The sequence below is a fragment of the Variovorax sp. Sphag1AA genome (assembly GCF_014192575.1).
Taxonomy (GTDB): domain Bacteria; phylum Pseudomonadota; class Gammaproteobacteria; order Burkholderiales; family Burkholderiaceae_C; genus Variovorax.
Map to the genome: position 1 here is coordinate 867,917 of NZ_JACHYC010000001.1, position 12,277 is coordinate 880,193.

General features: G+C 65.8%; 9 protein-coding genes. 4 read left to right on the forward strand and 5 right to left on the reverse strand.

Annotation, left to right across the window (positions count from 1 at the left end; translation table 11 throughout):
* Nucleotides 1-23: 23 nt before the first annotated feature.
* Nucleotides 24-4,049 (reverse strand): phosphoribosylformylglycinamidine synthase, encoded by a 4,026-nt coding sequence (purL, locus tag FHW64_RS04275; RefSeq protein WP_184523365.1) that lies wholly within the window; start codon nt 4,047-4,049, stop codon nt 24-26.
* Between the two features lie 131 nt (nt 4,050-4,180).
* On the opposite strand from purL, the gene map reads away from it, so the two are divergent.
* The 3 genes from map to FHW64_RS04290 are packed head-to-tail and all read left to right on the forward strand — an operon-like array spanning nt 4,181 to nt 8,031.
* Nucleotides 4,181-5,005 (forward strand): type I methionyl aminopeptidase, encoded by an 825-nt coding sequence (map, locus tag FHW64_RS04280; RefSeq protein WP_184523367.1) that lies wholly within the window; start codon nt 4,181-4,183, stop codon nt 5,003-5,005.
* Between the two features lie 26 nt (nt 5,006-5,031).
* Complete coding sequence (locus FHW64_RS04285; protein ID WP_184523368.1) at nt 5,032-7,617, forward strand: [protein-PII] uridylyltransferase; 2,586 nt, start codon at nt 5,032-5,034, stop codon at nt 7,615-7,617.
* An 18-nt stretch (nt 7,618-7,635) separates the two neighbouring features.
* On the forward strand, nt 7,636-8,031 hold the full coding sequence (locus tag FHW64_RS04290) for a PPC domain-containing DNA-binding protein (protein WP_184523370.1): 396 nt from the start codon (nt 7,636-7,638) through the stop codon (nt 8,029-8,031).
* Here the strand turns inward: FHW64_RS04290 and FHW64_RS04295 are convergent, their stop codons facing one another.
* From FHW64_RS04295 to FHW64_RS04305, 3 genes are read right to left on the reverse strand one after another with little or no spacing between them, the layout of a single operon-like run.
* Nucleotides 8,032-9,102, reverse strand: coding sequence for an amino acid ABC transporter permease (locus FHW64_RS04295; protein WP_184524251.1), 1,071 nt, complete (start codon nt 9,100-9,102; stop codon nt 8,032-8,034).
* Nucleotides 9,099-10,103 (reverse strand): amino acid ABC transporter permease, encoded by a 1,005-nt coding sequence (locus tag FHW64_RS04300; RefSeq protein ID WP_184523372.1) that lies wholly within the window; start codon nt 10,101-10,103, stop codon nt 9,099-9,101. The genes FHW64_RS04295 and FHW64_RS04300 overlap by 4 nt, the downstream gene beginning before the upstream one ends.
* Entirely contained in the window at nt 10,100-11,131 is a 1,032-nt protein-coding gene (locus tag FHW64_RS04305) for an amino acid ABC transporter substrate-binding protein (RefSeq protein ID WP_184523374.1), read from the reverse strand. Before FHW64_RS04305 ends, FHW64_RS04300 begins: the two co-directional genes overlap by 4 nt.
* Nucleotides 11,132-11,302: 171 nt before the next feature.
* Between FHW64_RS04305 and FHW64_RS04310 the strand changes: the two genes are divergently transcribed.
* Nucleotides 11,303-11,710 (forward strand): DoxX family protein, encoded by a 408-nt coding sequence (locus FHW64_RS04310; protein ID WP_184523376.1) that lies wholly within the window; start codon nt 11,303-11,305, stop codon nt 11,708-11,710.
* 3 nt (nt 11,711-11,713) lie between these two features.
* Here FHW64_RS04310 and def read toward each other — a convergent pair whose 3' ends face one another.
* A complete protein-coding gene (gene def / locus FHW64_RS04315; RefSeq protein WP_184523378.1) occupies nt 11,714-12,253 on the reverse strand; it encodes a peptide deformylase in 540 nt (179 codons plus the stop codon).
* Nucleotides 12,254-12,277 lie beyond the last annotated feature (24 nt).

The window sequence follows — 12,277 nt, forward strand, 5'->3', positions numbered from 1 at the left end:
TTTTGTTCGCGCGGAGGCTGGAATCAGCCCACCCACTTGCGCGCGTTGCGCCAGATGCGCATCCACGGGCTGAGTTGGCTCTTGTCGCCGGAGGTCCAGCTCATCTGGATGTTGCGGAAGACGCGCTCGGGGTGCGGCATCAGCGCGGTGAACCGACCATCGGGGGTGGTCACCGAGGTCAGGCCGCCGGCGCTGCCGTTGGGGTTGAACGGATAGCGCTCGGTCGCTTGACCGAGGTTGTCGACGTAACGCATCGCAGCGATGGCCTTCGCGGGATCGCCGCGATGTCGGAAGTTGGCATAGCCCTCGCCGTGCGCCACCGCGATCGGCAGGCGGCTGCCCGCCATGCCGGCGAAGAAGAGGCTCGGTGAATCGAGCACTTCGACCATCGACAGGCGTGCCTCGAAGCGCTCGCTCTGGTTGGTGGTGAAGCGCGGCCAGGCTTCGGCGCCCGGGATGATGTCGGCCAACTCGGCGAACATCTGGCATCCGTTGCACACGCCCAGCCCGAACGTATCGGTGCGTCCGAAAAAGCCCTTGAACTGCTCCGCCAGACGCGGATTGAAGGTGATGCTGCGCGCCCAGCCAATGCCGGCGCCCAGCGTGTCGCCGTAGCTGAAGCCGCCACAAGCCACCACGCCCTTGAAGTTCGCCAGATCCGCCCTGCCCGTCTGCAGATCGGTCATGTGCACGTCGAAGGCCTCGAAACCCGCTTCGGTGAAGGCGTAGGCCATCTCGATGTGCGAATTGACGCCCTGCTCGCGCAGGATCGCGACCTTCGGCCTGGCGAGTTTCAGGAACGGCGCGGCGACGTTCTCGAGAACACCGTCGGGCAGGTGCACATGCATGCCCGGGTCTTGCGCATCGCCTGCGGCCGCGTGTTCGGCATCGGCGCAATCGGGGTTGTCGCGCTCGCGGCAGATCTTCCAGCTCACCGAGTCCCAGACCTGGTGCAGGTCGCTGAGGCTCGCGCTGAAGACGGACTTTGCATCGCGCCACACCTCGACCTTGCCCTTGCCGGCGTCCATCGACGAACTATCGGGACGGGTCTTGCCGACGAAATGGCTGTGGGTGCTCAGGCCATGCGCGCGCAGGGTTTGCATCACGTCGTTGCGATCGGCGGTGCGCACCTGCAACAGCATGCCGAGCTCTTCGTTGAAGAGCGCCTTGAGCGTGAGTTCCTCGCGTCGCGCACTGACCTGTCCGGCCCAGTTCTTGGCATCACCGTATTCGGCACGGCTGTCGCTGATGCCGTCGCCTTCGGTGACCAGGAGGTCGACATTGAGCGCAACACCGACGTGGCCCGCGAAAGCCATTTCGCAGGCCGCCGCGAACAGGCCGCCGTCGCTGCGGTCATGCATCGCGAGGATCTTGCCGTCGGCGCGCAGTGCATTGACTGCATTCACCAGCTTCACGAGGTCCTGCGGATCGTCGAGATCGGGCACCGTATCGCCGCTCTGCTCCAGCGTCTGCGCGAGGATGCTGCCAGCCATGCGATGCTGGCCGCGGCCCAGGTCGACGAGCACCAGCGTGGTGTCAGGCTCGGTGGCGTCGAGTTGCGGCGTGAGCGTGCCGCGCACATCCGCGAGCGTCGCGAAGGCGCTGACGATCAGGCTGACCGGTGAGGTCACCTTCTTGTCGGCGCCGCCGTCCTTCCACTGCGTGCGCATCGATAGCGAATCCTTGCCCACGGGGATCGAAATGCCGAGTGCCGGGCAGAGTTCGAGGCCCACCGCCTTGACGGTTTCATAGAGCGCCGCGTCTTCGCCTGGCTCGCCGCAGGCGGCCATCCAGTTGGCGGACAGCTTGACGCGCGACAGCTCGATCGGCGCGGCCAGCAGGTTCGTGATCGCTTCGGCCACCGCCATGCGGCCCGAAGCCGGCGCATCGAGCGCAGCCAGCGGCGTGCGTTCGCCCATGCTCATCGCTTCGCCAGCGAAACCCTTGTAGTCGGCCAGTGTGACCGCGCAATCGGCCACCGGAACCTGCCACGGGCCCACCATCTGGTCGCGGTGGCTCAGGCCACCGACGGTGCGGTCGCCGATCGTGATCAGGAACCGCTTCGATGCCACGGTCGGATGCGACAGCACGTCGATCGCAGCCTTCTGCAGATCAACGCCGGTCAGGTCCAGCGGCTTGAAGGTGCGCACGACCGACTTCACGTCGCGCAGCATCTTCGGCGGCTTGCCGAGCAGCACGTCCATCGGCATGTCGACGGGCTGGTCGTCAGCGCCCTCGTCCGCGAGCAGAAGCTGGCGGGCCTCGGTTGCGACACCGACGACCGCGAACGGGCAGCGCTCACGTTCGCAGAACGCGCGGAACTGGTCGAGCGAATCGGGCGCGATGGCCAGGACGTAGCGCTCCTGGCTTTCGTTGCACCAGATTTCCTTGGGTGCCATGCCAGATTCTTCGAGCGGCACCGCGCGCAGATCGAAGCGGGCCCCACGGCCGGCATCGTTGGTCAGCTCGGGGAACGCGTTGCTCAGGCCGCCTGCACCAACGTCGTGGATTGCGAGGATCGGATTGGCCGCGCCCTGCTGCCAACAGTGGTTGATGACCTCCTGCGCCCGACGCTCGATTTCGGGGTTGCCGCGCTGGACGGAATCGAAGTCGAGTTCGGCGAGGTTCGCGCCGGTGGCCATCGAGCTGGCCGCGCTGCCGCCCATGCCGATGCGCATGCCGGGGCCGCCGAGCTGGATCAGCAAGGCCCCCGCAGGAAACTGGATCTTCTTGGTCTGGGTGGCGTCGATGCTGCCAAGGCCGCCCGCGATCATGATCGGCTTGTGATACCCGCGCTGAACGGTATCGACGTCGCTCGCGGCGGCCTGCTCGTATTCGCGGAAGTAGCCGAGCAGGTTCGGGCGGCCGAATTCGTTGTTGAAGGCGGCGCCGCCGAGCGGACCCTCGGTCATGATCTGCAGCGGGCTGGCGATGTGCTCGGGCTTGCCGTAGCTGCCTTCCTTCGGCCAGAGCTTGGAGACGGTAAACCCGGTCAAGCCTGCCTTGGGACGCGAACCGCGCCCGGTTGCGCCTTCATCGCGGATTTCGCCGCCTGCACCGGTCGACGCACCGGGGAACGGCGAAATCGCGGTCGGGTGGTTGTGCGTCTCGACCTTCATCAGCACATGGTTGGTCGCGTCGGTCTTGGCGTAGCCGGCCGAACCGACCGCGGCCACGAACCGCTCGACCGCATGGCCTTCCATGATCGAGGCGTTGTCCGCGTAGGCGACGACCGTGTGCTGCGGGTTCTGGCGTTCGGTGTGCCGGATCATCGAGAACAGGCTCTGCGGCTGCGGCTGACCGTCGATGATGAAGTCGGCGTTGAAGATCTTGTGGCGGCAATGCTCGCTGTTGGCTTGCGCGAACATCATCAGTTCGACGTCGCTCGGGTCGCGGCCCAGCTTGGTGAAGGCGTCCACGAGGTAGTCGATCTCGTCCTCGGCCAACGCGAGGCCGAAGGTCTTGTTGGCTTCGACCAGCGCGGCGCGGCCACCGTGCTGCACGTCGACATGGGCCATCGGCTGCGGCGGCAGTTCGGCGAAGAGGCCGGCGGCGTCATCGAGCTGGGGCAGCACGGATTCGGTCATCCGGTCGTGCAGCAGGGCCGCGACGGCAGCGAACTTGTCGCCGTCAAGAGAGGCGGCTTTGCCCAGCGCCTTGTCGAGCAGCGGCGCCTTTAGGGTGAGGTGGTATTCGGTGACCCGCTCCACGCGGTGCAGGGCCAATCCGCAGTTGTGGGCGATATCGGTGGCCTTCGAAGCCCAGGGCGACACGGTGCCCAGACGCGGCGTGACGACGACCGTTGCACCGGCCTTCGCCGGGGCGACGAAGGGCTCGCCGTAGCCCAGAAGCGCCGAAAACTGCGCCTGGGCCGCTGGATCCAGCGCCTTGTCGGTGCTGACCAGATGCACGAACCGGGCGCTGATGCCCTCGATCCGCGGTTCCACCGCCTGGAGTCTCGGCAGCAGTTGGCGTGTCCGGAAGTCGCTGAGCGCGCTCCCGCCCTCGAAGAAAGTCACCACATGGGCGGGATGGGAAGACGGGTTCACGGGCAACGTCACGTTCAGGTTGGCCGGCTGGCCGATTGAGGATGAAGAAAGCGTAGAGGGCGGCAGCCGCTGACTGGGGCCATCCGCGCGAACTCTGAATTTTAGCGGTGTCAATGGGATAATTCCGGCCCATGAGCATTACCTACAAAGACGCCGAAGGCGTGGCCGGCATGCGCGTGGCATGCCGCCTCGCATCCGAAGTGCTGGACTACCTGACCCCTCACATCAAGCCCGGCGTCACCACCAACGAGATCGACAAGCTCGCCCACGACTACATCACGCAGGTCCAGGGTGCGATCCCCGCACCGCTGAACTACATGGGCGCCAGCAGCGTGCCCTACCCGAAGTCGATCTGCACTTCGGTCAACCACGTGGTCTGCCACGGCATCCCCAACGACAAGCCGCTCAAGAAGGGCGACATCGTCAACCTCGACATCACCGTCATCAAGGACGGCTGGCACGGCGACACGAGTCGCATGTTCGTCGTCGGTGATGCCTCGATCGCGGCCAAGCGCCTGTGCACATTCACCTACGACGCCATGTGGCACGGCATCATGAAGGTCAAGCCCGGCGCCCACCTCGGCGACATCGGCCATGCGATCCAGCGTTTTGCCGAAGGGAACGGCTTCTCGGTGGTGCGCGAGTTCTGCGGGCACGGAATCGGCCGCGGCTTCCATGAAGAGCCGCAAGTGCTGCATTACGGCCGCCCGGGCACGCTGGAAGAGCTCAAGCCCGGCATGACCTTCACCATCGAGCCGATGATCAACGCCGGCAAGCGCGACATCAAGGAAGACGCCAAGGGCGGCCAGTACGACGGCTGGACGATCGTCACCCGCGACCATTCGCTCTCTGCCCAGTGGGAACACACCGTGCTGGTCACCGAGACCGGCTACGAAGTGCTGACGCTGTCGGCCGGAAGCCCGCCGCCCCCCGCCTTCGTCACTGCCGCGGCTTGAAACCGCGCGTGCCCTTCAGGGGAGCCATGATGGACATCCCTTCGCTGCGCGACGCCTATCGCACGCACAAGCTGGCATTGTTCGACCAGCTCCGCAGCGCCCGCGCCCCGACGCGCAGCGTCCACACCGTGCTGCGCCAGCTCGCGGCGCTGGCGGATGAAACCCTCACTGCGCTATGGACCGATGCGGATTTCGGCAACCAGTTGGCGCTCGTCGCCGTTGGCGGCTTCGGGCGGGGCGAGCTGTTCCCCTATTCCGACGTCGATGTCCTGTTGCTGCTGCCGGAGGGCGAATCGCAAGTCGACCCCTCGCGCCTCGAGGCCTTCATCGGCCATTGCTGGGACGCGGGCCTGGAGATCGGCTCCAGCGTGCGCACCGTCGCCGAATGCCTGGCCGAGGCGGCGAAAGACGTCACGGTCCAGACCTCCCTGCTCGAATCGCGCCTGATTGCCGGCGACAAAAAGCTGTATGCCGGGTTCCGCAAGCGCTTTCTGGCCGCCATCGACCCGCTCGCCTTCTTCACGGCCAAGACGCAGGAGATGCGTCACCGCCACCAGAAGTTCGAGAACACGCCCTACGCGCTCGAACCCAACTGCAAGGAATCGCCCGGCGGCCTGCGCGACCTGCAGATCATCCTCTGGGCGACCAAGGCGGCCGGATTCGGCAATCGCTGGGACGACTTGGCGAAGAACGGCCTCGCCACCACCTTCGAGGTGCAGCAGATCAAGCGCAACGAAGCGTTGCTCAGCCTGATTCGCGCCCGCCTCCACGTGACTGCCAACCGCCGCGAAGACCGGTTGGTGTTCGACCTCCAAACCGCCGTTGCGGCGACCTTCGGCTACGTCGGCGAATCGCAGCGCAAGGCCAGCGAGGCGCTGATGCGCCGCTACTACTGGGCGGCCAAGGCGGTCTCGCAGCTCAACCAGATCCTGCTGCTCAACATCGCCGACCGGCTGCAACCGCAGGCCGACCAGCCGACGCCGATCAACGAACGCTTCTTCGAGAAGGGCGGAATGATCGAGGTCGCGAGCGACGACCTCTACGTCAAAGAGCCGCACGCGATCCTCGAAACCTTCCTGCTCTTCCAGAAGACCATCGGCGTCACCGGCCTGTCGGCGCGCACGCTGCGCGCGCTCTACAACGCGCGCCACGTGATGGACAGCAAGTTCCGCAACGATCCTGAGAACCACAAGGTCTTCATGCGGATGCTGCTGCAGCCGCGCGGCATCACGCACGCGCTGCGGCTCATGAACCAGACTTCGGTGCTGGGCCGCTACCTGCGCGTGTTCCGCAGCATCGTGGGGCAGATGCAGCACGACCTGTTCCACGTCTACACGGTGGACCAGCACATCCTGATGGTGTTGCGCAATGTGCGGCGCTTCTTTATCGCGGAGCATGCGCACGAGTACCCCGGCTGCTCGCAGCTCGCTGCAGGATGGGACAAGCCCTGGATCCTCTACATCGCCGCCCTCTTCCACGACATCGCCAAGGGGCGCGGCGGCGATCATTCGACGCTGGGCGCGCGCGACGTGCGGCGCTTCTGCCGACAACACGAGATCGCGCGGGAAGACGCCAAACTGATCGAATTCCTGGTCGCCGAACACCTGGTGATGAGCCAGGTTGCGCAGAAGCAGGACCTCGGCGACCCGGAAGTGATTGCCGCGTTCGCAAAGCGCGTGGGCAACGAACGCTACCTCACGGCCCTCTACCTGCTCACCGTGGCCGATATCCGCGGGACCTCGCCGCGCGTGTGGAATGCGTGGAAGGGCAAGCTGCTCGAAGACCTCTATCGCTTCACGCTGCGTGCACTAGGCGGCCGCATGCCCGATCCGGGTGCCGAGATCGAAGCGCGCAAGCGCGACGCGATCGCGCAGCTCGCGCTCCATGCCGAACCGCTCCAAGCACACAAGGCGTTGTGGGACACGCTCGATGTGAGCTACTTCATGCGTCACGATCCCTCGGAGATCGCCTGGCACGCGCGGCAGCTTTCCTACCATGTGCCACCGGCCGGCGTTCCGGTCGACCTGCACCGGCCGCCGATCGTGCGGGCGCGAATCTCGCCTGTGGGCGAGGGCCTGCAGGTCGCGGTCTACACGCCGGACCAGCCGGACCTGTTCGTGCGCATCTGCGGCTACTTCGACCAGGCATCGTTCAGCATTCTTGACGCCAAGGTGTACACGACAAGCAACGGCTTCGCGCTGGACACCTTCCAGGTCATCACCACCTTCATCCCCGAGCACTACCGCGATCTCATCAACATGGTCGAAGCGGGGCTCGCCAAGACGCTGAGCGAAGCCGGGCCATTGCCGACGCCAAGCAAGGGCCGCGTGTCGCGCCGGGTGCGCAGCTTTCCGATCAAGCCGCGCGTCAGCCTGCTGCCGGACGAGAAGGCGCAGCGCTGGCTGCTCAACATCTCCGCAAGCGACCGGGCAGGATTGCTCTACTCGGTGGCGCGGGTGCTGGCACGCCATCACCTGAATCTGCAACTCGCCAAGGTCACGACGCTCGGCGAGCGCGTGGAAGATACCTTCCTGATCAGCGGCCCCGAATTGCAGGGGCAGCGCGCGCAGGCGGCGATCGAAACCGAACTGCTCGACGCGCTCGCGGCCTGACGCATTGAGGAGGCGATCTTGGCTGTCACGCCTCTACGCCTGAACCCTGGTGACGATCTTCGCGCTGCACTCGATGCAGCGCTCGCTACACAGGGCTCTGCGGCCGGCTTCGTCATCGCGGGCATCGGCAGCCTGAGCGCAGCGAGCATCCGGCTCGCGGGTGCCGACGCTGCCCAGACGCTGAGCGGCGATCTTGAAATCCTGACGCTGTCCGGTTCGCTCGCGACCAACGGTTCCCACCTGCACATCAGCATTGCCGACGCCGACGGGCGTGTGCTCGGTGGTCATGTCGCGCCCGGCTGCATCGTCCGCACCACCGCAGAAGTGCTGATCGCGTGGCTGCCTGAATGGCACTTCAGCCGCGAGCCGGATGCGCGCACCGGCTATGCCGAGCTGGTGGCCCGCAAGGCCTGATCAGGGTTCCGGCTGCAGGTGCCCGACAGCCAGCCGCCGCTCCAACCACACGCTGTAGCGCGACAGCCCGAAGCACAGCACCCAATACACCAGCGCAATGAAGAGGTAGCCCTCGAGGTAGAACGGCCGCCAGGTCGGATCGCCGCCGAGAGCGAGTCCAAGGGCGCCGGTCAGCTCGAACAGTCCGACGACGGTGACCAGCGAGGTGTCTTTCAGCGTGCCGACCACGCTATTGGTCAGCGCGGGGACCACCAGCCGCAGGGCCTGCGGCAGGACGATGTCGCGCTGCACCGGCCAGCGGCCGAAGCCGAGCGCCATCGCCACTTCGGTCTGCCCGCGCGGCACGGCCTGCAGGCCGCCCCGGATGATCTCGGCCAGATACGCCGCGACGAACAGCGACAGCCCGGCCAGCACCCGCAGCAGCACGTCGGGCTGCCAGCCCGCCGGCCACAACAGCGGCAGCAGGAACGAGGCCATGAACAGCACCGAGATCAATGGCACGCCACGCACCAGTTCGATGTAGGTGGCGCAGAGCGTGCGAACCACCGGCCATTGCGAGCGCCGGCCTAGGGCTAGCGCCAAAGACAGCGGAAATGCCAACGCCAGACCGACCACCGCGAGTCCGATGGTGAGCGGCAAGCCGCCCCAGCGGTTCGTCGGCACGGATTCGAGCCCCAGCACACCGCCGCGCATCAGCACGAGGAACAGCGCAAGCGACACCAGCCAGACTGGCAGGAGCCACCACCGCCAGGTGCGCGGCCATGCGCTCAGCATCGTGGTCAGCGACAGCACGATCACCGCCACGGCCGGCCGCCATTGGTCTTCGTAGGGATAGCGGCCGAAGAGAATCGGCCGCCATTTCTCGGCAATCACACCCCAGCACGCACCATGCTGCAATGCGCGGCACGCTTCCGCATCGGGCCGGAACACCGCGTGCACCACCGCCCACTCGATCACGTAGTAGCCGGCCCATGCGAACAGCGCGACGAGCACCACGGTAAACGCCGCCCGAAGGGGCGATCCCCACAACTCCTTGCGCCATTCGATGGGAGGACGCGCGGCGCCGATCAACGCCACCCCCTCAGCGCGACGCGCGCGTTGTACCGATTCATCGCGGCTGAAATGAGCAACGAGAGCCCGAGGTACACCGCCATGATCACCGCGATGCACTCGAAGGCGCGTCCGGTCGAGTTGAGCGACGTGTTCGCAATCGACACCAGTTCCGGATACCCCACAGCCACGGCCAGCGAGGAATTCTTCGTGAGGCTCAGGAGTTGATTGGTGAGCGCGGGCACGATCACGCGCAGTGCCTGCGGCAGCACGACGATGCGAAGCTGCTGCACCGGCGAAAGGCCCAGCGCCTGTGCCGCGAGCTTCTGCCCTTGCGACACCGAAGTGATCCCGGCGCGCACGATCTCCGCGACAAAGGCTGCCGTGTAGAGCCCCAGCGCGATCACGACTGCGAGGTACTCCGGGCTCAGTGCCGCCCCGCCGCTGACATTGAAGCTGCCGCGCTCAGGCCACTCGAAATGACTGGGCCAGAAGCTGCCCTCGTCCGCGACGGGCCATGGCATCGACAACCCGCCCTTGCTGAGCCAGAAGCCGTCGAGCAGTTCGATCGGCTCAGTCGAATCCGGCAGCAGTTGCGTGAGCGCGAAGTACAGCATCAGCAACTGCACCAGCAGCGGCACGTTGCGCACCAACTGCACGTAGAGCCCGCACAGCCCGCGCACCAGCACATGGGGCGCCAGCCGACCGATGCCTAGCAAGGTGCCCAGGACGACCGCCATCACGGCGGCCGGGATCGCGGCACGAACCGTATTGATCAACCCGGCGAGAAACGCACGCCAGAACGGTTGACCCGAGCTGAAGTCCAGCCACCCTTCGGATATCTCGAAGCCCGCGGGCTGCAACAGGAAGTCGAATCCCGAACGCACGCCGCGCGCACGCAGCACCTCCAGGGCATGGTTCACGAGCCAGAAGACGCCGCCGATGATTGCCGCGATCAGCAGCGCCTGAACGATCCAGGCGACCCAGACGGAGCGGCGCCCGCTGGCTGCCTGCTGGCTCATCGAACCGGCAGTCCGTACATCTGCCCGCCCTTGTTCCAGAGGTTGTTCGTTCCGCGCGGCAGCTTCAGCACGGACTTGGGCCCGACATTGCGCTCGAAGATCTCGCCGTAGTTGCCCACGGCCTTGATCGCGCGATACGACCATTCCTTGTCCAGCCCCAGCAGCTTGCCGAGGTCATCGCCGGTGCCGACGAGGCGCATCTGTGCCGGGTCCTTGCTGTTGGCCTTCAGTTCGTCGACGTTGGCCTGCGTGACGCCGAATTCCTCGGCCTCGATGAGCGCGTTCGGCACCCATTTGACGATGGCGAACCATTCGTCGTCGCCTCGGCGCACCAGCGGCGCCAGCGGCTCCTTGGAGATCAGCTCGGGCAGGATGACGTAGTCATCGGGATTCGGCGCTTCCTTGTTGCGCAAGCCCGCAAGCGCGGAGGTGTCGGTCGTGAAAGCCTGGCAGCGGCCGGCGAAGAAGGCCTTGAACGAAGCCTCGAAGCTCTCGAACACCACCGTCTTCACCGGGATGTTCTGCGCCTTGAAGTAGTCGGCGACGTTCTTCTCGTTGGTGGTGCCTGCCTGTGTGCAGATGGTGGCGTTCTTGAGCTGCTTGGCGCTCGTCACCTTGAGCTTCTTCGGCACCAGGAAGCCCTGCCCGTCGAAGTACGTGATGGTCGTGAAGTGGAAGCCGAGCGATGCATCCCGCGTCAGCGTCCAGGTGGTGTTGCGCGCGAGGATGTCGATCTCGCCGGCCTGCAGTGCGGAGAAGCGCTGCTGCGAATTGAGCGGCACGAATTCGACCTTCTTGCCGTCGCCAAGCACCGCCGCAGCGACCGCACGACAGGTGTCGACGTCGAGGCCCGACCAGTTGCCCTGCGTGTCGGGCGCCGAGAAGCCGGCCACACCGTTGGTCACGCCGCACTTGACGGTGCCGCGCTGCTTCACCGCATCGAGCGTCTTGCCGGCGAAGGCCGGCGCGGCGGCGAAAGCCAGGATGGCGGCCACGGCGGCCAGCGCGGGACGGAAAGCCTTGTTCATTCGGAACCCCTCTTGATCTGTCTTGTCGGAATTGACGGCAGCGGGCAGTTTACGAGGGGTCGCGGACATCTGCCAAAGAACAGCCCGTTAGCTGCACATTCGTTTCCGCACATAAACATCGACCACAATCGGCGGTTTTTTCAACTCACTCGAAAAGAGGATTACTCGACCATGATTCGTTCCGATGACACCGGCAAGTTCGTTCTGCGCGTCGCCTTGGGTATCCTGATCTTGCTGCACGGCATCGCCAAGCTCCGCGGCGGCGGGGTCGGCGGCATCGCGAACATGCTGAGTTCGCACGGCGTTCCCGGCGCCGTGGCGTATCTGGTCTATGTGGGAGAAGTCCTCGCGCCCGTGCTTCTCATCGCCGGCATCTACACCCGTGCGGCCGGATGGATCGTGGCGATCAACATGGTGGTGGCGATCTGGCTGGCCCATACCGGCCAACTGTGGGAACTGGGCAAGAGCGGCGGCTGGGCGCTCGAACTGCAAGGCATGTTCCTCTTCGGCGCGATCGCGGTCGCCCTCCTCGGCGCCGGCCGCTTCAGCGTCGGCGGCACGGGCGGACGCTACAACTGATCTTCAGTCGTCTTCACCCGCATCGAGGCCTGGAAACAGGACCTCGGTGAAGCCGAAGCGCGAGAAATCGCGGACACGCATCGGGTAGAGCTTGCCGAGCAAGTGGTCCACCTCGTGCTGGACCACCCGGGCGTGAAAGCCGCTCACGGTCCGGTCGATCGGATCGCCATACGGATCGAAGCCGGTATAGCGGATGTTGGCGAAGCGCGGCACCACGCCACGCAGGCCCGGCACCGAGAGGCACCCTTCCCAGCCCTCTTCCTCTTCCACGCCGATCGGCGTGATGACCGGATTGACCAGCACCGTACGAGGCACGATCGGTGCGTCCGGGTAGCGGGGGTTGACCGTGTCGGTCCCGAAGATCACCAGTTGCTGGTCGACCCCGATCTGCGGTGCTGCCAGCCCGGCGCCGTTGACGGCGTGCATGGTCTCGAACATGTCCCGCACCAGCAGGTGGAGTTCGTCGGTGTCGAATTCGGCGACCGGCTGCGCGACGCGCAGCAATCGGGGGTCGCCCATTTTCAGGATTTCGCGGATGGCCATCGCGCCATTATCGTGACGCGACGC

Bases quoted from the DNA above. Each gene is read 5' to 3' on its own strand.
- FHW64_RS04305 (WP_184523374.1), bottom strand. From the start codon at position 11,131: ATGAACAAGGCTTTCCGTCCCGCGCTGGCCGCCGTGGCCGCCATCCTG.
- FHW64_RS04310 (WP_184523376.1), top strand. From the start codon at position 11,303: ATGATTCGTTCCGATGACACCGGCAAGTTCGTTCTGCGCGTCGCCTTG.
- FHW64_RS04300 (WP_184523372.1), bottom strand. From the start codon at position 10,103: ATGAGCCAGCAGGCAGCCAGCGGGCGCCGCTCCGTCTGGGTCGCCTGG.
- map (WP_184523367.1), top strand. From the start codon at position 4,181: ATGAGCATTACCTACAAAGACGCCGAAGGCGTGGCCGGCATGCGCGTG.
- def (WP_184523378.1), bottom strand. From the start codon at position 12,253: ATGGCCATCCGCGAAATCCTGAAAATGGGCGACCCCCGATTGCTGCGC.
- FHW64_RS04285 (WP_184523368.1), top strand. From the start codon at position 5,032: ATGATGGACATCCCTTCGCTGCGCGACGCCTATCGCACGCACAAGCTG.